This window comes from Arthrobacter globiformis NBRC 12137 (assembly GCF_000238915.1).
Taxonomy (GTDB): domain Bacteria; phylum Actinomycetota; class Actinomycetes; order Actinomycetales; family Micrococcaceae; genus Arthrobacter; species Arthrobacter globiformis.
Genome location: NZ_BAEG01000016.1, coordinates 34,744 through 55,995 on the forward strand (window position 1 = coordinate 34,744; position 21,252 = coordinate 55,995).

The 21,252-nt window shown below is 67.2% G+C and carries 23 protein-coding genes; 4 read left to right on the forward strand and 19 right to left on the reverse strand.

Annotation, left to right across the window (positions count from 1 at the left end):
• The first annotated feature begins 68 nt into the window (after nt 1-68).
• Entirely contained in the window at nt 69-344 is a 276-nt protein-coding gene (locus ARGLB_RS02930; RefSeq protein ID WP_003798714.1) for a GlsB/YeaQ/YmgE family stress response membrane protein, read from the forward strand.
• A gap of 121 nt (nt 345-465) precedes the next feature.
• On the opposite strand, the gene ARGLB_RS02935 is transcribed toward ARGLB_RS02930, so the two are convergent.
• The 4 genes from ARGLB_RS02935 to infC form a co-directional block, all read right to left on the reverse strand.
• Nucleotides 466-1,362, reverse strand: a complete 897-nt coding sequence (locus tag ARGLB_RS02935) for a TrmH family RNA methyltransferase (RefSeq protein WP_043417777.1) — start codon at nt 1,360-1,362, stop codon at nt 466-468.
• Between the two features lie 53 nt (nt 1,363-1,415).
• On the reverse strand, nt 1,416-1,871 hold the full coding sequence (rplT, locus tag ARGLB_RS02940) for a 50S ribosomal protein L20 (protein ID WP_003798718.1): 456 nt from the start codon (nt 1,869-1,871) through the stop codon (nt 1,416-1,418).
• A 118-nt stretch (nt 1,872-1,989) separates the two neighbouring features.
• The gene (rpmI, locus tag ARGLB_RS02945; protein ID WP_003798720.1) at nt 1,990-2,184 is read right to left on the reverse strand and encodes a 50S ribosomal protein L35; all 195 of its coding nucleotides are present in this window, start codon (nt 2,182-2,184) and stop codon (nt 1,990-1,992) included.
• 117 nt (nt 2,185-2,301) lie between these two features.
• Complete coding sequence (infC, locus tag ARGLB_RS02950; protein WP_043417778.1) at nt 2,302-3,324, reverse strand: translation initiation factor IF-3; 1,023 nt, start codon at nt 3,322-3,324, stop codon at nt 2,302-2,304.
• Nucleotides 3,325-3,705: 381 nt separating this feature from the next.
• Here infC and ARGLB_RS02955 point away from each other — a divergent pair, with 381 nt between their 5' ends.
• On the forward strand, nt 3,706-4,092 hold the full coding sequence (locus ARGLB_RS02955) for a DUF1844 domain-containing protein (RefSeq protein WP_003798723.1): 387 nt from the start codon (nt 3,706-3,708) through the stop codon (nt 4,090-4,092).
• A gap of 121 nt (nt 4,093-4,213) precedes the next feature.
• Here ARGLB_RS02955 and ARGLB_RS02960 read toward each other — a convergent pair whose 3' ends face one another.
• The 8 genes from ARGLB_RS02960 to ARGLB_RS02990 form a co-directional block, all read right to left on the reverse strand.
• Entirely contained in the window at nt 4,214-5,512 is a 1,299-nt protein-coding gene (locus ARGLB_RS02960; protein ID WP_003798725.1) for an MFS transporter, read from the reverse strand.
• A gap of 57 nt (nt 5,513-5,569) precedes the next feature.
• Nucleotides 5,570-6,481, reverse strand: coding sequence for an SseB family protein (locus ARGLB_RS02965; protein ID WP_003798727.1), 912 nt, complete (start codon nt 6,479-6,481; stop codon nt 5,570-5,572).
• A gap of 10 nt (nt 6,482-6,491) precedes the next feature.
• Nucleotides 6,492-7,238, reverse strand: a complete 747-nt coding sequence (gene priA, locus ARGLB_RS02970) for a bifunctional 1-(5-phosphoribosyl)-5-((5-phosphoribosylamino)methylideneamino)imidazole-4-carboxamide isomerase/phosphoribosylanthranilate isomerase PriA (protein ID WP_003798729.1) — start codon at nt 7,236-7,238, stop codon at nt 6,492-6,494.
• A 75-nt stretch (nt 7,239-7,313) separates the two neighbouring features.
• Nucleotides 7,314-7,472, reverse strand: a complete 159-nt coding sequence (locus tag ARGLB_RS23495; RefSeq protein ID WP_003798731.1) for a CG2302 family histidine operon protein — start codon at nt 7,470-7,472, stop codon at nt 7,314-7,316.
• The gene (hisH, locus tag ARGLB_RS02975; RefSeq protein ID WP_003798735.1) at nt 7,473-8,210 is read right to left on the reverse strand and encodes an imidazole glycerol phosphate synthase subunit HisH; all 738 of its coding nucleotides are present in this window, start codon (nt 8,208-8,210) and stop codon (nt 7,473-7,475) included.
• A complete protein-coding gene (gene hisB / locus ARGLB_RS02980; RefSeq protein WP_003798736.1) occupies nt 8,207-8,833 on the reverse strand; it encodes an imidazoleglycerol-phosphate dehydratase HisB in 627 nt (208 codons plus the stop codon). Before hisB ends, hisH begins: the two co-directional genes overlap by 4 nt.
• 59 nt (nt 8,834-8,892) lie before the next feature.
• On the reverse strand, nt 8,893-10,011 hold the full coding sequence (locus ARGLB_RS02985) for a histidinol-phosphate transaminase (protein WP_003798737.1): 1,119 nt from the start codon (nt 10,009-10,011) through the stop codon (nt 8,893-8,895).
• 66 nt (nt 10,012-10,077) lie between these two features.
• Nucleotides 10,078-10,437 carry a LysM peptidoglycan-binding domain-containing protein gene (locus ARGLB_RS02990; RefSeq protein WP_003798739.1) on the reverse strand — a complete coding sequence of 120 codons (360 nt, stop codon included), beginning with the start codon at nt 10,435-10,437 and terminating at the stop codon, nt 10,078-10,080.
• Nucleotides 10,438-10,782: 345 nt separating this feature from the next.
• Between ARGLB_RS02990 and lexA the strand changes: the two genes are divergently transcribed.
• Nucleotides 10,783-11,529 (forward strand): transcriptional repressor LexA, encoded by a 747-nt coding sequence (lexA, locus tag ARGLB_RS02995; RefSeq protein WP_043417792.1) that lies wholly within the window; start codon nt 10,783-10,785, stop codon nt 11,527-11,529.
• Nucleotides 11,530-11,638: 109 nt separating this feature from the next.
• On the opposite strand, the gene ARGLB_RS03000 is transcribed toward lexA, so the two are convergent.
• Entirely contained in the window at nt 11,639-13,699 is a 2,061-nt protein-coding gene (locus ARGLB_RS03000) for an ATP-dependent DNA helicase (RefSeq protein WP_003798743.1), read from the reverse strand.
• The gene (gene hflX, locus ARGLB_RS03005; RefSeq protein ID WP_003798745.1) at nt 13,692-15,269 is read right to left on the reverse strand and encodes a GTPase HflX; all 1,578 of its coding nucleotides are present in this window, start codon (nt 15,267-15,269) and stop codon (nt 13,692-13,694) included. The genes ARGLB_RS03000 and hflX overlap by 8 nt, the downstream gene beginning before the upstream one ends.
• Before the next feature lie 383 nt (nt 15,270-15,652).
• On the opposite strand from hflX, the gene ARGLB_RS03010 reads away from it, so the two are divergent.
• Nucleotides 15,653-16,267 carry a class I SAM-dependent methyltransferase gene (locus tag ARGLB_RS03010; protein WP_003798746.1) on the forward strand — a complete coding sequence of 205 codons (615 nt, stop codon included), beginning with the start codon at nt 15,653-15,655 and terminating at the stop codon, nt 16,265-16,267.
• On the opposite strand, the gene dapF is transcribed toward ARGLB_RS03010, so the two are convergent.
• The 5 genes from dapF to ARGLB_RS03035 all read right to left on the reverse strand — a co-directional run bounded on the left by dapF (nt 16,248) and on the right by ARGLB_RS03035 (nt 21,239).
• Complete coding sequence (gene dapF / locus ARGLB_RS03015) at nt 16,248-17,192, reverse strand: diaminopimelate epimerase (protein WP_003798748.1); 945 nt, start codon at nt 17,190-17,192, stop codon at nt 16,248-16,250. The two genes, ARGLB_RS03010 and dapF, sit on opposite strands and share 20 nt — an antisense overlap.
• Nucleotides 17,189-18,160 carry a DMT family transporter gene (locus tag ARGLB_RS03020; protein WP_003798749.1) on the reverse strand — a complete coding sequence of 324 codons (972 nt, stop codon included), beginning with the start codon at nt 18,158-18,160 and terminating at the stop codon, nt 17,189-17,191. Before ARGLB_RS03020 ends, dapF begins: the two co-directional genes overlap by 4 nt.
• A gap of 32 nt (nt 18,161-18,192) precedes the next feature.
• Entirely contained in the window at nt 18,193-19,092 is a 900-nt protein-coding gene (miaA, locus tag ARGLB_RS03025) for a tRNA (adenosine(37)-N6)-dimethylallyltransferase MiaA (protein ID WP_003798751.1), read from the reverse strand.
• 4 nt (nt 19,093-19,096) lie between these two features.
• Nucleotides 19,097-20,653 (reverse strand): tRNA (N6-isopentenyl adenosine(37)-C2)-methylthiotransferase MiaB, encoded by a 1,557-nt coding sequence (miaB, locus tag ARGLB_RS03030; protein ID WP_003798755.1) that lies wholly within the window; start codon nt 20,651-20,653, stop codon nt 19,097-19,099.
• A 70-nt stretch (nt 20,654-20,723) separates the two neighbouring features.
• Nucleotides 20,724-21,239 (reverse strand): regulatory protein RecX, encoded by a 516-nt coding sequence (locus tag ARGLB_RS03035; RefSeq protein ID WP_043417780.1) that lies wholly within the window; start codon nt 21,237-21,239, stop codon nt 20,724-20,726.
• Between the last annotated feature and the right edge of the window lie 13 nt (nt 21,240-21,252).

Genomic DNA, 21,252 nt, shown 5'->3' on the forward strand with positions numbered 1-21,252 from the left:
ACTGTGTTAGCTTGAAGCCATATCGGGACTGATAAGAATCGATCCCGACGAATATGAAGGAGCAGACAATGGGTTTTCTTGCTTGGATTATTCTCGGCCTGATCGTAGGCGCAATTGTTAAAGCCGTCATGCCCGGCAGGGTCGGCGGCGGCTGGGTCACCAGCTTGGTTCTGGGCGTCGTTGGCGCCATCGTCGGCGGCTGGATCGGCAGCCTTCTCTTCGGCAAGGGTGACCTGGCGTTCTTCGACCTCGGCACCTGGATCCTCGCCATCATCGGCGGCCTCGTAGTCGCAGGCATCTACGGTGCGATCACCGGCCGCAGCCACAGCACCCGGGCACCGTAACAGTCCGGATCACAGGTACTGGTCCTCAGCAGGCCCAGTCCATTTCAGACAAACAGGCAGGAGCGGGGGCCCACCACACGGTGGGCCCCCGCTCCTCTGTGTTGCTACCGGCTTTGTGCTGCTACCGGGGCTGCTGTGACCTCGCGCTCGCGTAGAGGCAGACCGTGGCGGCCGTGCCAAGGTTGAGGCTCTCGGCGGCGCCATAGACGGGCACAGCCACCCGATGGTCGGCAAGGGCAAGCTCGTCCTCGGACAGCCCCTGGGCTTCGTTGCCGAAAAGCCAGGCCGTGGGGTTCTCCAGTGCGTAGTCCGAGCCGGCGGTCGATGCGCCAAGCCGGCGTGCGGCGTTCTCGTCCTGCAGGCGGTCAAGGTTCAGCTGCCCGTAGCCGTCGGCCGCAAGCACACCGATCCCCCGGTCCTTGCACAGCGACACCAGCTCATTGACGTCGGCGCCCAGGACGACAGGCAGATGGAAAAGGGAGCCGGCGGTTGAGCGGACCGCCTTGGGATTGTAGATGTCCACGCTGGAACCGGTCAGGACCACGGCGTCGGCACCGGCTGCGTCTGCGGCCCGAAGCACCGTCCCGGCGTTGCCGGGATCGCGGACCTGGCAGAGCACGGCAATCAGCCGCGGACCGGCGTCGAGCACATCTGCCAGGGCGACATCCACAAAATCGCACACCGCAACAATCCCCTGCGGGGTGACAGTGTCCGCCATGGCGGCCAGCACGTCGTCCGTGGCGAGCCGGGCGCTGGTTCCCACGGCCAGTTCCTCGAACTCGGGGTACCGGTCCAGACAGGCCTCGCTGGCATACACCTCGCGGACTATGCCCGGCTGTCCGGCAGCGATCCGCTTGCCATGCAGCACCAGGGCCTCACGTACCGCCTGCGGGCCTTCGGCAAGGAACTGCCGGCGCTTTAAACGGACCGGGCGCCCTGCAAGCTTTGCCACATCCCTGACCCGATCTGCTCGGGGATTGGAGAGTGGAAAGTCTTGCGGGCGCCCGGTTTCGTTCATATAAGAAACCTTAGTGGCTGTTGCCACCGGTCCTTGAACTGGGAGTTGCCTGCTTACTCAGCAGCTGCAGCAGCCGGCTTCTTCGCAGCGCGTGCGCGGGTAGCCTTGGCCTTCGGTGCAGCCTCAGCCTTGGCGGCCGGAGCGGAGGTGTCTGCAGGCAGGGAGTCCTTGGCAACCTGGACCAGCGCAGCGAAAGCGTTGGCGTCGGAAACGGCGAGCTCGGCCAGCATGCGGCGGTCAACCTCGACCTCAGCGGCCTTCAGGCCCTGGATCAGGCGGTTGTAGGTCAGGCCGTTGGCGCGGGATGCAGCGTTGATGCGCTGGATCCACAGGCGGCGGAAGTCGCCCTTCTTCTTCTTACGGTCACCGTAGCTGTACACAAACGAGTGCAGCAGCTGCTCTTTGGCCTTGCGGTACAGGCGTGAGCGCTGCCCACGGTAACCTTTGGCGCGTTCGAGGATAACCCGGCGCTTCTTGTGGGCGTTTACCGCCCGCTTCACACGTGCCACGTGCGTACTCCTTCAAAAATCTGATCCCAAGCATCTACTGCCGGTGACCCGGCCGGCCTGAGAAGGCTTATTGGTAGTTGACTGGTGCCAGGTGGCAGTCAGTCAGAGTGCTTGGAAATTAGATGCCGAGCATCTTCCGGATGACCTTGGCGTCGCCCTTGAAGACGATCTTGTCGCCGGCAAGGCGGCGGGTCAGGCGGCTGGACTTGTGCTCCAGGTAGTGGCGGCGGTTGGCCTGCTGGCGGCGCAGCTTGCCGGTGCCGGTCAGCTTGAAGCGCTTCTTAGCACCACTGTGGGTTTTCATCTTCGGCATGGGAACCGATCTCCTAACGTTTCCGCAGACCATGTCTGCAGTCTTTCGCGCAGCCGCCCCTGGGGACGGCGTGCTGGTTGCTGGCTGCCTGAAGGGGATGCCTTCCGCAGTTTCGAACTAGTTGGTCTTCTTGCCCGCCGGCTTCGGTGTGGGCCGAGGTGCCGCGGGACGTGCCACCGGCTTCGGCGCAGCGGGCCTGGCCACCGGCTTGGGCGGGGAAGGAACAGCCGCAGGCTTCGGCGCTGCCGGGGCAGGCGCTTCGGCCTCTGCCGCCTTGGGAGCAGGCGCAGCGGCCTTCGGCGCAGCAGGCGCAGCCTTCGGCGCTTCGGCCCGGGGTGCCTCGCGCTTGGGCTCGGCCACCTTGGCAGCCTTGGGTGCTTCAGCAGCAGGAGCTTCGGCAGCCTTGGGAGCTTCAGCGGCAGGTGCTCCAGCAGCCTTGGGAGCTTCGGCAGCAGGTGCTTCAGCTGCTGGAGCTGCTTCCACGGCTGCTTCCGGAGCGGCCGCTGCCTCCGCAGAAACCTGGAAGCCTTCCGGCAGAAGGTCGGCAAGCGACTGCGTCAGCGGTGCCTGATCGTCACCTGAGGTGTCGACACGGCCGGCTGCCTTGGCTTCGTTCTGGGCCTTGGCCTCGGCGCGCTGCGTAGCACGGCGGGCTTCGGCCTTGGCCTCGGCCTTGTTCTTCAGCGGACCGATAACCATGACCATGTTGCGGCCGTCGATGCGCGGGCTTGACTCCACGACACCAACTTCAGCCACGTCCTCAGCGAAACGCTGAAGGAGGCGCAGGCCCATTTCGGGACGCTGCTGCTCACGGCCGCGGAACTGGATCATGGCCTTGACCTTGTCCCCGGCTCCCAAGAACCGCAGGGCGTGGCCGCGCTTGGTCTCGTAGTCGTGGGTGTCGATCTTCAGGCGGAACCGGATTTCCTTCAGAACCGTGTTGGTCTGGTTCTTCCGGGCCTCACGGGCCTTGACTGCGGCTTCGTACTTGTACTTGCCGAAGTCCATCAGCTTGCACACCGGAGGCTTGGCCTGCGGTGCAACTTCAACGAGATCCAGGTCGGACTCGGCAGCCAGACGCAGGGCATCCTCGATACGGACGATCCCTACCTGTTCGCCGGCAGGGCCGACCAGCCGCACCTCAGGGACGCGGATACGCTCATTGATTCTTGGCTCGCTAATGTTAAAGCTCCTGTGTTTGTAATGGGTGTTCCACCGGCAAAATAGAGAAGGCCCCCAATTGCCGGAGCAATCGAAGGCCTCGAAGATCGGATGTGCTCCCCCGCAGGGACTGCACGCACTTCACCCGGCACATGCCCGGTGAACCGCCCGACCGTTACCCGGCAACCTTGCTGCCCTGAACCTTCCAGGGAAAACGGCTGACGCGGGTGGGAGAGAACTCCGCTTGCAAACTGAGTATCAATTCTACAGAAAGATACCCGCTTACCGCACATTCGCGGCAGTGGGTCTCATACACGGCAAAATAACGACATCCAGTCGGTCTGTGACAAGCTTACCAGTATGAGCACTCCAGACAGCAATTCACACGTCTACCAGGCGCCCGGTGCCGGGGATGACGTCACGCAGCAGATCCGCGACATCTCCGAAGTTCCGGCGATCGAGGTCATCACCACAGCGGCCGTGCACCTTATGAGTGCCTCCGCCGTGAAGCTTGGCCTGGCCGCTGAGGAGAACGCCGCCGAGCTGAAGGACCTGGACGAGGCCCGCAAGCTCATCACCGCCCTCGCCGGCCTGGTGACGGCAGCCGCCCCGGAGATCGGCTCGCAGCATGCCGGTCCGTTGCGCGACGGACTGCGCTCCCTCCAGCTCGCCTTCCGCGAAGAGTCCATCATTCCGGATCCCCCGGGCAAGGGTCCCGGTGAGAAATTCACCGGTGCAGTGAACTAACGATTGAACTTCGACGGCGGCGGGCCGGCTCTTCAGGGCCGGCCCGCCGCCGTTTTGGCTGCCTGGGGGCATGTCCCGCGGGAGCCCTTCCGACCGAACAGCCCAACGAACGCCGGTACCGTCAGGATGTGGCGGCGCGGCGGCGCCGCTGCTGCAGGACAAGCCCGACGACGCAAAGCAGCACCCCTGCCACCCCGACGGACACGAAGCCTCCCGCCGCGCCAATGCTGTCGATGAAAACTCCGGCCAGCGGAGCCCCCAGCGCAACACCCGCGGTCAGGGCGGACCCGTACCAGCCCATGGCCTCTCCCCGCCTGGCCTCGTCGACCAGTTCGGCCACCTTCTCGGAAGCGGCCGAAAGGACCGGAGCACAGAGGAGCCCCGGAAGCAGCGACAGCAGGCTGAGGGTCAGTGTGTCGGTGGCAAAGCCCATCGGAATGGTCAGGGCAGCCATTCCCAGCAGCAGGAGTACCGGTGAAACAGGCCGGTGCATGGCCCCGTAAACAAGACCGCCGGCCACCGAGGCCGCGCACCAGAAGAGGAACACAACGCCGATCTCGCCCTGGCGGCCGCCGGTCTCCAGGGCAGCCACGATTCCCACATCGGTGCCGCTGAGCACCATGCCGGCGCCGGCTGCGACTGCGAAGACCGCGGCCACCGCTGCGGTGAACCAGCCGAAGCTGTGTGCCACCCGGCCCTTCAGGGCTGCCCGCCGCCTGTTGCCCGCAGCCGCGGGACCGAGCTCAGCCGCAGCCTCCTGCAGGTGTGCGGGGGCGGCGGCCACAACGGCTACCTCCGCGGCTTCCTGCTCGTCCGCCTCACAGGATTCGTTGCGGACAGCACTGCGGGTGGGCGGGTTGAACCACATCAGGAATAGTCCGGCCAGGGACGTCGAGACACCGACGGCGGTCAGCCCCAGCACGGAATGGCCGCTCGTGGCCACCACAGCACCTGCTGCCGGGCCGATCATGAACACCAGCTCGGTGCTGACCGCGTCCAGCGCGAACGCGGTCCTGCGCTGGTCGCCGTCAGCCAGAACCCCCAGGGACTGCCGCACCACACTGAAAATGGGGAGGGTCAGCAGGCCGCCGACAAATACGAGGGGCAGCAGCCACTGGTAGGAGACGTGCGGCACGACGGACCAGATGACGGTTTCCGAAATCACGGAAGGTATCAGGGCCGTCCGCAGGCCCGCCGTATCCACCCGGCGGCCGCGCCAAGGTGCGCCAAACGCGATCCCGATGGTCATCACGGCCGCTGCCGTTCCCGCGGCCGCATAGCCCTCGCCGAGGGTCAGGACGATGTGCAGCGTCAGCAGGACGCCCGCCGCCGAGTGGGGAATGCGGGCAATCATGCCGACCGCCAGGAGCCTGCGGATGGGCCGAACGGCCAGCAGTTCGCGGTACAGGCTGAAATTCACAGGTGGGTCCTCAGTTCCGCCGCCGGACAGCACCGGAACGGACCCACCGGCCCTCGGCTACTGCGCGACGCGCCTTAGCTTGACTTCGATCGAATCAACGCGCTCACCAAACAATACATTCCGGCTCCACTCGGCCTGGAGGCCGGCAACGAGGGCCTGGACCGCGGCTGCATCAAGTCCGTCCTCCAGATAGAGCACCACACGCAGTTCCGGTCCGGCTCCGCCGCCATCGACGCGGCGGCCTGAGGCCGTGGTGGTGGCCACTCCCCCGCCGGGCAGGACCTCGAATCCACGGACTGCGGGTTTGCCGTCCGCTCCGGCCCGCAGCACCGCGGCCAGCTCGGCGTCCACGTAGGCCGGCACCCATTGCCGCTGCTGTGCGAGGGCCCAGACACCGGGGCGCCGGACCACGAAGGTCACTTCCGAGCCGGGGTCCACGACCAGCAGCTCGGCGCCTTCGGAGACGGCGGACAGGGCTGCCCTCGCGGCGTAAACGGCCACGGGCCGCGCCTCCGGGTGCCACGCCGCCAGGGCTGCCGCCGAGGTGAACACGGGCATGGCGAGGCGGCCGTCGGGTGCCTTGAGCGTCACCAGCGCCATGTCGGCCTGCTTGTCGGCGTGCACGCCATGCGCGCCCTCGGCTTCCTCCGCCAGCTGTGCCACCACGGGGACAAAGACACGGGCGGTGGCGAGCGAGGCAACCACCGCGGCCTCGTCGCCGTCGCCGGCAACAAGAGCAGAGACTGCGGTGAGGTAGCCGGCGTCGGCCGTGCCGTCGTCGTCCTCGAAGTTGTGGATCTTGGCGTCGTCACCGGCGAGGCTGCGTCCGGCCCAGGGCTGTCCCGCCGAATCGGTGGCGCCACCTGCCCCGGCGAGGGCGGCCTCGATGTGACCGGGCAGCCGGCGTGCCGGCGGCAGGTGCGCGCCCGGTCCGCCGCCGTCCGCGGAGTTTGGGTGGTGCTCGGTCACGGCGATACCCCTAGCGGCGGCCGGCGATGTCGAGGGCCTCGGGCAGCGTGAAGGCGCCGGCGTACAGGGCCTTGCCCACGATGGCGCCTTCGACGCCGAGCGGCACCAGGGAGCGCAGGACCTTCAAGTCATCAAGGCTGGAAATACCGCCCGACGCCACCACGGGCTTGCCGGTCTTTTCCACCATCTGCCGCAGGAGTTCAACGTTCGGTCCCTGCAGCGTGCCGTCCTTCGTCACGTCGGTAACAACGTAGCGTGCGCAGCCGGCCTCTTCGAGGCGGCCCAGCACGTCCCACAGGTCCCCGCCTTCCTTGGTCCAGCCGCGGCCGGCGAGAGTGGTTCCGCGGACGTCCAGCCCGACGGCGATCCGGTCACCGAAGCGGTCGATGGCCCGCGCGGTCCAGTCCGGGTTCTCCAAGGCGGCGGTGCCAAGGTTCACCCGGGCGACGCCCAGGTCCAGCGCCTTTTCCAGGGATTCATCGTCCCGGAGCCCGCCGGAAAGCTCGACCTTGATGTCCAGCCGGCCAACCACTTCGCGCAGCAGGTCCGCGTTTGAGCCGCGTCCGAAGGCAGCGTCCAGATCCACCAGGTGAACCCATTCCGCGCCCTGCTGCTGCCAGTTGAGCGCCGCCTCCAGCGGCGTTCCGTAGCTCGTCTCGCTGCCGGCCTCGCCCTGGACCAGGCGGACCGCCTGGCCGTTTACGACGTCGACGGCGGGAAGCAGTTCAAGTACCGGCAGCTCGTTTTGGCTGGTCATCAGGGGTCCTCAGTTCTTGTAGGCGCTGGTTCCCGTGCGCGGCGGCTTCTGCGGCGCACACGGCGGGTTAGTTGGTTATTTGCCGGGAAGGGTCAGCAGGTAGGCGGCCAGCAGCGACATGGCGGCCAGTACGTAGAAACCGATCTGGATCCAGAGCGGCTTGTGCTGCTGCCCGAAGGACAGGCCACCGCCCACCAGGAGACCGGCCAGTCCCGTCAGGAGAATGGACCACATTTAGGCGTCCGCCGCCTGCCGGGAAGGCTGCCCGCGGAGCCCGTCGACCCAGTTCTTGAGCAGCCGCGCGCCAGCGTCACCGGATTTCTCCGGGTGGAACTGGGTGGCGCAGAGGGGGCCGTTCTCCACGGCGGCGATGAAGGGGGCACCGTGCTCGGACCACGTGACCAGGGGCGGCGCCATCCGGGGCTGGATCACCTCGAAGTCCCAGTTCTGGACGCCATAGGAGTGCACGAAGTAGAACCGCTCAGCTTCAACGCCATCGAAAAGCCTGGAGCCTTCCGGAACCTTGACGGTGTTCCACCCCATGTGCGGCACCACCTCGGCAGGGAGGAGCTCCACCTTGCCGGGCCACTCCCCCATGCCTTCGGCTTCGGTCCCGTGTTCGACGCCGGCCTCGAAGAGTACCTGCAGGCCGACACAGATGCCGAGGACCGGACGTCCGCCGGCCACACGGCGGCCGATCATCCGGATGCCGTCAACGGCCTTAAGCTCGCGCATGACCGTTTCGAAGGCGCCGACACCGGGAACGACCAGCCCGTCGGCGTTCAGCACGTCCTCGGGCTTGGAACTCAGGATGACCTCGGCACCGGCACGTTCCAGGGCACGCACGGCGGAACGGACGTTGCCGGAGCCGTAGTCGAGGACGGTGACGGTGGGCTTGCCCTCCGGGGAAGCCGGCTTCAGCGTGGCCGACGGATCGATGATCGCGCCCTCGCGCAGTACTTTGCCGGTCACAGTGCTCCCTTGGTGGACGGAATGCCTTCGACGCGGGGATCCGGCTCGACGGCTGCACGGAGGGCCCGCGCGAATGCCTTGAACTGGGCTTCCACGATGTGGTGCGGGTCGCGGCCGGCGATGACGTTCATGTGCAGGCAGATGCCGGCGTGCAGCGTGATGGCCTCGAAGACGTGCCGGGTCAGCGAGCCCGTGAAGTGGCCGCCGATCAGGTGGTACTCCTGCCCGGCGGGCTCGCCGCCGTGCACCAGGTAGGGCCGGCCGGAGACGTCGACGACGGCGTGCGCCAGGGCCTCGTCCAGCGGCACGGTGGCCTCACCGAAGCGGCGGATCCCGGCCTTGTTGCCCAGAGCCGTGCGCAGCACCTCGCCGAACGTGATGGCAACGTCCTCAACGGTGTGGTGGACGTCAATGTGGGTGTCGCCGGTAGCCTTGACGGTCATGTCGATGAGTGAGTGCTTGCACAGCGCCGTCAGCATGTGGTCGTAGAACGGGACCGACGTGCTGATGTCCGACACTCCGGTGCCGTCGAGGTTGATCTCCACCAGCACGGAAGATTCGCTGGTGGCGCGCTCCATGCGTGCAGTCCGTGCCTCGGCAGCCTTGATTCCGGTGTCGCTCATGGTGATAGATGTCCTTTGACGAAGGATGGGGGCGGACCTGACCTGGTCCATGTTCAAGTTTAGGCCGGAAGTGCGGCCTGCCGGGCCAGGATGCTTTCGAGGGCTTCCAGGAAGGCTGTGGTTTCCGTCTCAGTGCCGGCGGTGACCCGAAGGTGCCCGGCGATGCCGACGTCCCGCACAAGCACCCCCGCGTCCAGCAGTTCCTGCCAGACCTCATGGGGGTTCTCCAGCCCGCCGAAGAAGACGTAGTTGGAGTCGGACGCCGCGGGCCGCAGCCCCATCCGTGTCAGCTCCGCGACAATCCGGTCGCGCTGGCGCTTAATGTCCTCCACATCCGCCATAAGCGCCTCGCGGTGCTGCAGGGCCGCGAGGGCGGTTGCCTGCGTGACGGCGGACAGGTGGTACGGCAGGCGCACCAGTCGCAGGGCGTCGGTCACCTCCGGCGCCGCGGCCATGTAACCGAGGCGGGCGCCGGCAAGAGCGAACGCCTTGCTCATGGTCCGGGAGACGATGAGCCGCTCCCGGCCGGGCAGCAGGGTCAGGGCGCTGGGCGTGCCGTCGTGCGCAAACTCGTGGTAGGCCTCGTCCACGACGACGATGGCCTGGCTGGCCTCGCCCGCCTCGTAGACGGCTTCCACCACGTCCAGGCCCAGGCCGGTACCGGTGGGATTGTTGGGTGAACACAGGAACACGATGTTGGGCTGGAGTTCGCGCACCTGGCTCGCGGCCGACTCGGCGCTGAGGCCGTAGTCGTCGGCACGCTTGCCTGCGATGTAGGCGGTGTCGGTGCCGCTGGCGAGGAGCGGGTACATGGAGTACGTCGGCGGGAAGCTCAGGAGCGAACGGCCCGGCCCGCCGAAGGCCTGGAGGATCTGCTGGAGGACCTCGTTGGAGCCGTTGGCTGCCCAGAGGTTGTCCGCGCTGAGCCCGTGGCCGAGGTACTCCGCCAGGGCTTCCCGGAGCTCGGTGAATTCGCGGTCGGGGTACCGGTTGAGTCCGGTGGCTGCCTCGCTGACGGCCGCGGTGATGGCCGCCCGTACGTCGGCGGGCACGCCATGCGTGTTCTCATTGACGTTGAGCAGGATCGGAACGTCAAGCTGCGGGGCGCCGTAAGGTGACAGCCCCCTCAGGTTGGTCCGCAGGGGCAGTCGGTTCAGTCGCTCAAGCTGGTCAGTCACCTAGACAGTTTAAGTAACCCGGAGGGCTGGCCGGAAACTGTGACGGTTCCAGCGCGCGGCAACGGCTTATTTGTTCGGCACGAACAGCTGCTGGCCGGGCATGACCTTCCCTGCCTGAAGGTCGTTGAGCTGGACGATGTCCACAATCACGTCCCGGGGGTCGCGGTCGGGGTCGACTTTTCCGGCGATGGCCCAGAGCGATTCACCGGGCTGCACGGTGACAGAAACGGTGGGCGTGACGGTCAGGCCACTGGCGGTGTCCGCAGCCTTGGCCGGCGAGTTCAACAGCCCCGTCAGGGACAAGATCAGGGCGGCAAGAAGAACAAGCGGCAGTCCGATGAGGACGATCCGGCCGCGGCGGGTGAGGCGCAGGCGTGGCGGCTTGCCGGGCTGGGAGTGCGGCGGGACTGCTGGTGAAGCCGACATTGCTGGTGAAGCTGAGACTGCTGATGAAGCTGACATGGCGTGAGCCCTCCTGGACCAAGTTGTACTGCCTCGCGTTCGAACAGACAGTTCGAACACCGGGCTGAGAAACCGCCCTCACTAGAACACATGTTCGAACTTTGCTTTTTCCAGTTTTAGCACCTATCACCGAATTAAGTCGAGACTCGCTAGAACAAATGTTTGAAAAAGCCCTATGGCTGGCCTACGTTGGAAATCACAGAACAACCACATCTGCAGTTGATCAGCAGGGTCTGACATTTTTCAGGCCGGAAGTTCCCGGCCACTGCAGCTACCGCGGCCGGGAGGAACGGAAAGGCGTTGGCGAACATGGCAGCACAGGCCTCTGACGGCAAGGCTCCCCAGCGCAGCCCGCGGTCTCAGCGGACCCCCAAGGGACTAACACTCCGCCAGAAGAAGATCCTGGAAACCATCCAGCGTTCGGTCAACGAGAACGGCTACCCGCCGTCGATGCGGGAAATCGGCGACACCGTCGGGCTGGCCAGCCTGTCCAGCGTGACCCATCAGCTCTCGCAGCTGGAGAAGCTTGGCTACCTTCGGCGTGACCCCAAGCGTCCGCGCGCCATGGAGGTCCTGATGCCGCTCACCCTGGACGCGGGGGCGGCGAAATCCGGCGGCGCGGACAAGGCCCCGGCCCTGGGCACGGCAGGCGCTTCCGTGTCCGAATTGCCCAGCGCAATGGATACCGCAATGGTTCCGCTGGTCGGCCGGATCGCCGCCGGCGGCCCCATCCTTGCGGACCAGATGGTGGAGGAGCTGATGCCGCTGCCCCGCCAACTGGTGGGCCACGGCGAGCTTTTCATGCTCAGGGTCGCAGGCGATTCCATGGTCGACGCCGCCATCTGCGACGGGGACTGGGTGGTGGTCCGGCGGCAGAGCGACGCCGTCAACGGCGACATCGTTGCGGCGCTGCTCGACGATGAAGCCACGGTCAAGACATTCCGGCAGCGCGACGGCCACACGTGGCTGCTGCCGCAGAACACGCAGTACGAACCCATCCTCGGCGACCACGCCGTTGTCATGGGCAAGGTGGTTTCCGTACTCCGCTCGCTGTAGCCGCAGGGCCGGAGGCCACCGCGGGCTTCGTCCCCGGAAACGTCCTTCAGGGAGCTGGAATGTCCTTCAGGGAGCCCTGGGCCCCGGGCAGCATCAGCCCGGGGCTTCCTTAGGCCTGTGCGCCGGCGAGTCTTTCCAGCGCCGCGACGGCGGTCTTCCGGTCGGTCGTTGGCCAGAACGGCGGCAGCGCGGCCCGCAGGAACCCGCCGTAGCGTTCCGTGGAGAGCCTGGAGTCCAGCACCGCCACCACGCCCTTGTCATTCGTGGACCGAATGAGCCGTCCCGCCCCCTGCGCAAGCCGGATGGCCGCGTGCGTGGCGGAGACAGACATGAAGCCGTTGCCGCCGGCCTGTGCAACGGCCCGGGACCGCGCGGTCATCAGGGGATCATCCGGCCGCGGGAAGGGAATCCTGTCAATGACCACCAGGCGGCAGGACCCGCCCGGCACGTCGACCCCCTGCCACAGTGACATCGTGCCGAACAGGCAGGTATCGGGCTCGTCAGCGAACTGCTTCACCAGTGCCGTCATGGTGGATTCACCCTGGCAGAGAATGCTGACATCCAGCCGCGTGCGCAGGGCGTCCGCGGCTTCCTCGGCCGCCCGCCGCGAGGAGAACAGACAAAGCGCTCCCCCGCCGGAGGCACGGATGAGGGACGCGAGTTCGTCCAGCGCCTCAGGGGACGTGCCACGGCCCGGTTTCGGCAGGTGGCCCGCTACATAGAGGATGCCCTGCCTGGGGTAGTCGAAAGGCGACCCCACGTCGACGCCGGTCCAGCTCGGCGCGCCCTCCCCGACCAGGCCCAACCCGCCGGCCGCGGGTTCGAAGGCAGAGCCGATGGCAAGGGTGGCCGATGTCAGCACCACCGTATGCCCGGCGAACAGGCCTTCCCGAAGCCGGCCTGCGACGCTCAGCGGGGCGATGTTGACCAGCGCCGGGGCAGTCTCGTCCGGCGCGGAATAGCCCTGCTGGGGATCGAACGTGCTGTTCCGGGAGAACCAGACCACCTCGCGGTTTTCCCGGGCGGCGACGAGCCGTTCGCAAAGCTCCAGAATCACCAGCAGGCGGGAGCGCGCGAGCTGCCGCCCGCCGTCGGCCGTTGTATTGCTGTCCCCCTTGGAATCCGACAGCGCCGCCCGGCACGCCTCACGAAGCTGGTCCACACAGTCCAGCTGCTCGTCGTTCAGGCCGTTGGGCAGCAGGCCGCTGGGAACGCCGGCGAGAGCCACCTCAAGGTTGGCGGCCGCCGTGTTGAGCGCGTCAACGGTAATGCCGGTGTGCTTGCGGGCGCCGGACGCTGCGGCGTGGACCATGGCCACCGACAGCTGCCCCGAAACCGCGCCGGTTACCCGGTCCTGGAGTTCGTGGGCCTCATCCACCACCACAACGTCATACTCCGGCAGCACCGCCAGGCCTTCGAAGGCGCTGACGGCCAGCATGGCGTGGTTGGTCACCACGACGTCGGCTTCGGTGGCGTTATGGCGGGCAAGCTCACTGAAGCACTCTTCGGCGAGGGGGCACTTCTGCGCGCCGAGGCATTCCATGGACGTGACTGACACCTGCCGCCAGGCCCGGTCCGTGACGCCGGGAAGCAGCTCGTCACGGTCGCCCGTGGTGGTCTGCTCCGCCCATTCGCGGAGCCGGACCACCTCCTTGCCGAGCTGCGAAGACGGACCGCCCACCGCCGCGGCGAAGTGCGGGACGCTGGTGTCCTCGCCCAGCGAGAAGAGCTGGCCCTCCGAGGGTTCCTCGGAGGGAAAGCCGCCTTCGAGCTTGTGCCTGCAGACATAGTTGGCGCGGCCCTTGACCAGCGCAATCTTAACAGGCCGGTCGAGTGCCGGTTTGAGGCTTTCCAGGAGCCGGGGTAGGTCCCTGCCCACGATCTGCGTCTGCAGAGCGAGGGTGGCAGTGGACACGAGGGCAGGCTTGTTGCTCTCCAGGGAATGTGCAATGAGGGGGACCAGGTAAGCCAGCGACTTGCCGGTTCCGGTGCCGGCCTGCACCAGCAGGTGGTCGCCCGTTTCTATTGCCCGTGCCACCTGCCGGGCCATCTCGTGCTGGCCGCTGCGGCTTTGGCCGCCCATGCCCGCCACGGCACGGTCGAGCAGGTCAAGCACACGCTGCTCGCCGGCCGTGGCCGCGGCACCGGCGGCTGCCGCCCCGTCAGTCATCGGTGCTGAAGGATTCCAGTTCAGCCGCGAGGCCTTCCCGGACCATGACCACGGCGCGGGTGCCGCCTTCTTCGTGATCCAGGCTCAGGATCTCCGCGTCGGAGTCATGGAGCTTGCTGATCAGATCGCCCCGGTGGTACGGGACGAGCAGCTGCATCTTGACGTTCGGCCGCGGGATGGACTCGCTGATGGCCTTGAGCAGCTCGGCAATGCCCTCCCCCGTGCGTGCCGAAACCACCACGTGCCGCGGTTCGCGCTGCTTGAGCCGCTCCACCACAAACGGGTCGGCGGCGTCCGCTTTGTTCAGGACGATGATCTCGGGCACCTTGCGGGCGTCCACCTCGGCGAACACCGAGCGCACGGCAGCGATCTGGCCTTCCGGGTCCGGGTGGGACACGTCCACGACGTGCAGGATCAGGTCCGCATCCGCCACTTCCTCCAGGGTGGAGCGGAAGGCCTCCACCAGCTGGGTGGGAAGGGACCGGACGAAGCCCACGGTGTCGGCCAGGGTGTAGCCAACCCCATCCGAGGTCTCGGCCTTGCGGACGGTGGGGTCCAGTGTGGCGAACAGGGCGTTCTCCACCAGGACGCCGGCGTCGGTGAGGCGGTTCAGCAGCGAGGACTTCCCGGCGTTGGTATATCCGGCAATGGCCACTGACGGGACTTCATTACGACGGCGGTTGGCCCGTTTGGTCTCCCGTGCCGGCTTCATCGCGGCGATTTCGCGCCGCAGCTTGGCCATCCGGGTCCGGATCCTGCGCCGGTCCAGTTCGATCTTGGTTTCACCGGGACCGCGCGAGCCCATGCCGGCGCCTGCGCCGCCCACCTGGCCACCGGCCTGGCGGGACATGGATTCACCCCAGCCGCGGAGGCGCGGGAGGAGGTACTCGAGCTGTGCCAGCTCCACCTGCGCCTTGCCTTCGCGGCTCTTGGCGTGCTGGGCGAAGATGTCCAGGATCAGGGCAGTGCGGTCGATGACCTTCACCTTGACGATGTCTTCAAGGCCGCGCCGCTGGGACGGAGCAAGTTCGGCGTCCACCACAACGGTGTCCGCGCCGGTGGACATCACGACATCCTTGAGCTCCAAAGCCTTGCCCGCTCCGAGGAACGTGCCGGGGTCCGGCTTGGCACGGCGCTGGACCAGTCCGTCGAGGACTTCCGAGCCGGCTGTTTCCGCCAGCGCGGCGAGTTCGCGCAGCGAGTTTTCGGCGTCAGCCAGCGTGCCCTCGCTCCAGAGGCCGGCGAGAACAACGCGTTCCAGGCGCAGCTGCCGGTATTCGACCTCGGTGACGTCCTCGAGTTCGGTGGACAGCCCGGCCGTGCGTCGCAGTGCCCGGCGTTCCTCGAGGTCCTGCTGGTCGCCGTCGAACGTGCTGTGCTCTTCGGCGAGCTGCGAGATGGCCTGTGCCTTGCCCAGGACACCCTTGCTGTCGGCGCTGCCGCCGCCGGCTGCCGATGCGTTCCTGGCCGGGACGTCCTTGGCGAGAATCCGGTCGATGACAGCCTGGATCTCCTCGGGACTCATGTCCTGGGCGGCTGGCTCGGATCCGGAATTTTGCTGATTGGTCATGGTCTCCTTTGAAGGTTCTGCATCTTCAGAATAGTGCTGATTGCCGCCCTTGGCAGCGGTATTCGCGCTGGGCTGACTGCGAGGGGTCATGGAGGTGCTCCTGACATGCCGGCACCGGACGGGCTGGGCCGGCGGGAAGTGGACTGATCGAGTGCTGTTGGGCTGCGCCGCATTTCACGCTGCGCGCTCCGGCGGAAGGCGGTCTACCTGCATCGCATCGGAGGGAGGCCCCGGGCCGGTACCGGCGGCTGAAGGCCGCGGGCATAGAAAGCCGGCTACTCAAAAATCAGGAACATGCGTTCAAGGATAGCAGAACACCGGTACCCGCTTTCGCACCCGGCGGGTTTCCCATCAGCCGGGGCGGACCACTAATCTGGCCAGTTATGGAGTCTGCCCACTATTTCAGCGCCTCACCTGCGGGGCCGTTCACCCGCAAGCCCCTCACGGTGGAACTGGCCGGTGAAACGCGGAAGCTGCAGACGTCATCGGGCATCTTCAGCCCGGACGGAATCGACAAGGGGACGGCGGTCCTGCTGGCCGAGGTTCCGGCTCCCGCCCCGCAGGGAAACCTGCTCGACATCGGCTGCGGCTGGGGACCCATCGCCCTGACCATGGCACTGCGGGCACCGCACGCGCAGGTCTACGCGGTGGACGTCAATGAACGCTGCATCGCGCTCACGAACGGGAACGCCGAACTGCTGGGGCTGGGCAACGTCGCGGCCAGCACGCCGCAGGACGTGGATCCGGAACTCCGCTTCGACACCATCTGGTCCAATCCGCCGATCAGGATCGGCAAGGACGAGCTGCACTCACTCCTGATGCTGTGGCTGCCGAGGCTGGCGCCCGGCGGTTCGGCCTGGCTGGTGGTGCAGAAGAACCTGGGCTCGGATTCGCTTCAGCGCTGGCTGGCGGAGGCGCTTGACGAATCCTTCACGGTAACCCGGGAAAGCACGTCCAAGTCGTTCAGGATCCTGCGGGTCAGGAAAGCGTCCCGCTAGCAACGATCGTTGCCGGGCCGCTCAGTTCGACGTGCTCGCGGCCACCGGCGACGGTGAAGAACTTCACGCCCACGACGCCGCCGGGCACCTTCACCTGCCAGGCGTCCGGGGCGCCCTGCCCGGCCCAGTGCCGGATGGCCACCGCCGCAGCACACGCTCCGGTACCGCAGGACTGCGTTTCGCCGACGCCGCGTTCGTGGACCCGCATGGTCACGGTGCCCACGCCGTCGTGCACCAGCGGCTCGGCCGGGACAACGAATTCGACGTTGGTGCCGTTGGCGGGAGTGGGGTCGACGTGGGGTGCTGTGAAGAGCCGTGTGTCCTGGAGTTCGGACAGCTCGGCCAGGGCGACGACCGTGTGGGGGTTGCCCATGCTGACGGACAGCGCCGGCCTCGCCACCTCGAGTCCGTCGGCGCTGACGAGCGAATCCATGGCGCGGGCCGCAGCGTCGTCGGGGAAGATGAACTCCCAGGGACCCATGTCGACGGCGTAGCCGTCGCCGGTGCGGACAATGGTCTTGACTCCCCCGCGGGTGCCGATGGTCAGCGAGCCGCCCGCAGGCAGTTCAGCGAGGCCTTCGGCCAGGAGGAAGTGGACGAACACCCGGACGCCGTTGCCGCACATTTCCGACAGGGAACCGTCACCATTGCGGTAGTCCATGAACCATTCGGCGTCGGGGTTTTCGGCAAGTACCTGCCGGCCCTCGTCCAGGAGCCGGGACGGCACGGCGCGGATTAGTCCGTCGCCGCCGATGCCGCGGTGGCGGTCGCACAGCTGGGCGACCTGCTCGGCTGAGATGGCGTGCACGCCCTCGGGGTCAGCGACCAGGACGAAATCGTTGCCTGTTCCATGGCCCTTGGAGAAGCGCAGTCCGCTCAGTGTGGTGGCGGCGGGCCGGGCTGTTTCTGCAAGGGTTTCATTCATGGTTCAAGGTTACCCGCCCGCCGGCGGCGGCAGAAAAACGGCTTGGCTCCGCCTCTCGGACCGCGTGCGCTGGTCAGGAGGATGCCGGCGATCACAATTACCCCGCCTGCTATCTGGGCAAAGGTGTAGGGATGCCCGGAGAGGATTGTGAACAAGGCTGTGAAGACGGTGATGAGGTTAAGGAACACGCCGGCGTTGCCGGCGGGGATGACTGTCAGTGCGCGGTTCCACAGCAGATAGGACAGCACAGACGGGAAGAGCGCAATAAAGGCCAGGGAAGCAATCGCACCCTGCGTCGTTGGCAGGGCTGGACCGCCGGCAGCAAGGCTGAATGGTGTAAGCACAACGACGGTGATCGAAGCCTGGATGGCCGTGGCGGTAATCGGAGGCAGCGGCGGAGCCAGGCGCCCGGTGATCGTATAGGCGGACCACGCCGCAATGGCCCCGATCATGAACAGTTCACCCGTCCCGAATCCAGCCTGCAGCAGCTTGCCCAGGTCGCCGTTGCTGAGGACAAGGAGCACGCCGGCAAGTGCGACCAGGACACCGCCAACTGCCCTGCGGGTCAGGCGTTCCCTGAGGAATGCGGCAGCGGCCAGCGTGATGAGTGCCGGGTTGAACGCATTGATGAGGGAAGCGTTGAATGCATCCGTGTGCTCGAGGGCTGTGTAGAGAAGCAGGTTGTAGCCCAGCAGTCCGAACACACTCAGCGCGACCAGCCACGGCCACGCTGCCAGCACCTGCTTCCATTGCGGGCGCTCTGCCATCTGGGCGACAACCAGCAGCGGAACCACGGCGCCCAACCAGCGCAGCAGGACGAGGCTGAGCGGTTCGATGCTCTCGACCGCGCCGGCTCCTACAATGTAGTTGCCGGCCCAGAACAGCGTCGCACCCAACAGCGAGGCGACCGCAACAGTGAGGGGCCGCCGCGAGGTGCGCTGTGGCGTGCTGGCAACTGCGAGGGGCATAAGGGTCCTTCTTCCAGTGCTTTGGTGCTGGCTCAGCGGGCGAGGTCTGCTGCTTTGGCAGCCAGCCGGGGGTCCTGCCAGTCCAGCCAGCCGATGCGGGGATCGGCCCGGAACCACGTCAGTTGCCGGCGCGCGAACTGCCTGGTGGCCACGATGGTCTCCTCGGCTGCCTGCGCTACGTCCGTTTCGCCGTCGAGCACTTTGAGGAACTGGGCGTAGCCCAGTGCGCGCGGTGCGGTCTTGCCGCGGCGCAGGCCCTGGGCGTCCAGCCGTTCGACTTCCGCCAGCAGCCCCCGCTCCACCATCCGGTGCACGCGGACGGCGAGCCGGTCGCGCAGCTGCTCGCGGTCCACCTGCAGGCCGATCTGGACGGCCGGCTGGTGGTACTCGCGCGTTGGCATGAACGAGCTGAACGGGCGTCCCGTCAGTTCGAACACCTCCAGCGCACGGATGATGCGGCGCGCATCGCCGAGGCGCCCGGCGGAGACTGGGTCCACCGCCCGCAGGCGTTCCAGCAGTGCGGCGGTGCCCGCCTCGGCGTTCTCCTGTTCGAGCCGGGTGCGGATTTCAGGATCGGTTCCCGGAAAGTCCAGCACGTCGAGCGCGGCGCGGACATACAGGCCCGACCCGCCAGCCAGGATGGCGCGCCTGCCGCGGCGGTGGATGTCGGCGACGGCGTCCCTCGCCTGCTGCTGGAAATCGGACACCGACGCCTCCTGCGTCACGTCCAGGATGTCCAGCAGGTGGTGCCGCACGCCCCGTTGTTCAGCTTCGGTGACCTTGGCGGTGCCAATGTCCATGCCGCGGTAGAACTGCATGGCGTCGGCGTTGATCACCTCGCCGTCCAGGGCCAGGGCAAGTTCGACGGCGAGGTCGGACTTGCCCGATCCGGTGGGTCCGACGACCGCTATGACGGGGGGCTGGCCCGCCACCGGGTCAGCGGCTCCGCACCGGGAGCGAGGGCATGCCCAGCGACACGCCGGACTTGCCTGACCCCGCGGCACCTGCTGCACCCGGCGCAGGGGCCCCGCAGGAGTCGGCCTGTGACCTGTCCCATGCGTCACCGGCGCGGGACCGGCGCAGGGAGTAGTCGTCCGCGGTGGCCGGGTCGGCGATCAGGTGGAAGGCAGCGGCTTCCGTGATGGTGACTGTCACCAGGTCTCCGGGCCTTGGGGCAGGAGCGCCCTCGGGAACTGTGAAGTGGACAAGGCGCTGGTCCTGCGAACGGCCGGAGAGGCGGTGCGTTTCCTCGGACTTGCGGCCGGACTGGGCGGTGACCATGACCTCGACACGGCGTCCCAGCTGTCTGGCGTTCTCTTCCGCGGCGATGCGGTCCTGGAGCGCGGTGAGGCGCTCAAAGCGTTCCTGCACCACCGCCTTGGGCAGCTGGTCCGGCAGGTCCGCGGCCGGCGTACCGGGCCGCTTGGAGTACTGGAAAGTGAAGGCTGTGGCGAACCGTGACTTTTCGACGACGTCCAGGGTCGCCTGGAAGTCCTCCTCCGTCTCCCCCGGGAAACCGACGATGATGTCCGTGGAAATCGCGGCATGCGGCATCCTGGCGCGGACCTTGTCCAGGATGCCGAGGAACTTCGCTGACCGGTAGGAGCGCTTCATGTCGCGCAGGACCTTGTCCGAACCCGACTGGAGCGGCATGTGCAGCTGCGGCATGACGTTGGGCGTCTCGGCCATGGCGTCGATGACATCATCGGTGAACGCGGCCGGGTGGGGGCTGGTGAACCGCACCCGTTCAAGGCCCGGGATCTCGCCGCAGGCGCGCAGCAGCTTGGAGAAGGCCTGGCGGTCCCCGAACTCCACGCCGTACGAGTTCACGTTCTGGCCGAGGAGCGTCACTTCGATGGCGCCGTCGTCCACCAGGGCCTTGACCTCGGCGAGGATGTCCCCCGGCCGGCGGTCCTTTTCCTTGCCGCGCAGGGCGGGCACGATGCAGAAAGTGCAGGTGTTGTTGCAGCCGACCGAAATGGACACCCAGCCGGAATAGACCGAGTCGCGCTTGGTGGGCAGCGTGGACGGGAAGACGTCCAGCGACTCGAGGATCTCCAGCTGCGCCTCGTAGTTGTGGCGCGCCCGGTCCAGGAGGGCGGGCAGTGCGCCGACGTTGTGCGTGCCGAAGACGGCGTCGACCCAGGGAGCCTTCTTCAGAATGGTTTCGCGGTCCTTCTGGGCGAGGCAGCCGCCGACGGCGATCTGCATCCCCGGGTTGGCGGCCTTGACCGGCGCCAGCTGGCCGAGGTTGCCGTAGAGCTTGTTGTCGGCGTTCTCCCGCACCGCGCAGGTGTTGAAGACCACGACGTCGGCCTGGGCACCGTCCGCGGGTACATAACCGGCGGCTTCCAGCATTCCCGCCATGCGCTCCGAGTCGTGAACGTTCATCTGGCAGCCGAAGGTGCGCACCTGGTAGGTGCGCGGCACCTCAGCGTCGCCGGTAGCTGCGTTTTCGGTGCCGGATGCGGGGGAAGGATAGGTCAGACTCACCCGTTAAGGGTACCGGCTGCCAAGGGTTCCGGGTGCGCTGGGTACCGCGTACGCTGGGTACCGCGTGCGCTCACTCCCAGTCAGCGGGGTCCTCGCCGGAGTCCTCGCCGGCCGGAGCACCCGCGGCTGCGGCGTCCAGGACCTCGGCCACGATCCGGAAGGCCTGCGATGGCTGGTACCCCTTGCGGGCGAGCATGGACGCGAGCCGCCGCGTGGCCTTGTCCCGCTCCGCCCGGTCTGACAGGTCCGTCCCCGCCCGCAGCTTGCGTTCCACGAGATGGCGGGCGGCGGCTTCCTCGTCCTCGTCACTCAGCTGTCCCAAGGCGGACGCCGCCGTGTCAGCGTCGATGCCCTTGTCCGCGAGTTCCCGGCGGAGGGCTCCCCTGGCCAGCCGGCGTGACTGGGACCGGCTCCGCACCCACATGTCCGCGAATTCCGCGTCGTCAACGAGCCGGACCTCTGCGAAGCGGTCCAGTACGGCCGCGGCGACGTCTTCTGGCACGTTGCGCTCGGCCAGCTTACGTTCCAGCTGCAGCCGGCTCTTGGGCGATGCGGTCAGCTGGCGCAGCACGATGGCGCGCGCCACCGACGCGGGATCT

What these genes read in the sequence shown, in the direction of transcription:
- ARGLB_RS02935 (WP_043417777.1), bottom strand. Translation starts at nt 1,362, where the DNA reads ATGAACGAAACCGGGCGCCCGCAAGACTTTCCACTCTCCAATCCCCGA.
- hflX (WP_003798745.1), bottom strand. Translation starts at nt 15,269, where the DNA reads ATGACCAATCAGCAAAATTCCGGATCCGAGCCAGCCGCCCAGGACATG.
- dapF (WP_003798748.1), bottom strand. Translation starts at nt 17,192, where the DNA reads ATGAATGAAACCCTTGCAGAAACAGCCCGGCCCGCCGCCACCACACTG.
- ARGLB_RS02990 (WP_003798739.1), bottom strand. Translation starts at nt 10,437, where the DNA reads ATGTCGGCTTCACCAGCAGTCCCGCCGCACTCCCAGCCCGGCAAGCCG.
- ARGLB_RS03000 (WP_003798743.1), bottom strand. Translation starts at nt 13,699, where the DNA reads ATGACTGACGGGGCGGCAGCCGCCGGTGCCGCGGCCACGGCCGGCGAG.
- rpmI (WP_003798720.1), bottom strand. Translation starts at nt 2,184, where the DNA reads ATGCCGAAGATGAAAACCCACAGTGGTGCTAAGAAGCGCTTCAAGCTG.
- priA (WP_003798729.1), bottom strand. Translation starts at nt 7,238, where the DNA reads ATGACCAGCCAAAACGAGCTGCCGGTACTTGAACTGCTTCCCGCCGTC.
- hisB (WP_003798736.1), bottom strand. Translation starts at nt 8,833, where the DNA reads ATGAGCGACACCGGAATCAAGGCTGCCGAGGCACGGACTGCACGCATG.
- ARGLB_RS02955 (WP_003798723.1), top strand. Translation starts at nt 3,706, where the DNA reads ATGAGCACTCCAGACAGCAATTCACACGTCTACCAGGCGCCCGGTGCC.
- ARGLB_RS03020 (WP_003798749.1), bottom strand. Translation starts at nt 18,160, where the DNA reads ATGCCCCTCGCAGTTGCCAGCACGCCACAGCGCACCTCGCGGCGGCCC.
- ARGLB_RS02930 (WP_003798714.1), top strand. Translation starts at nt 69, where the DNA reads ATGGGTTTTCTTGCTTGGATTATTCTCGGCCTGATCGTAGGCGCAATT.
- ARGLB_RS03010 (WP_003798746.1), top strand. Translation starts at nt 15,653, where the DNA reads ATGGAGTCTGCCCACTATTTCAGCGCCTCACCTGCGGGGCCGTTCACC.
- ARGLB_RS23495 (WP_003798731.1), bottom strand. Translation starts at nt 7,472, where the DNA reads ATGTGGTCCATTCTCCTGACGGGACTGGCCGGTCTCCTGGTGGGCGGT.
- lexA (WP_043417792.1), top strand. Translation starts at nt 10,783, where the DNA reads ATGGCAGCACAGGCCTCTGACGGCAAGGCTCCCCAGCGCAGCCCGCGG.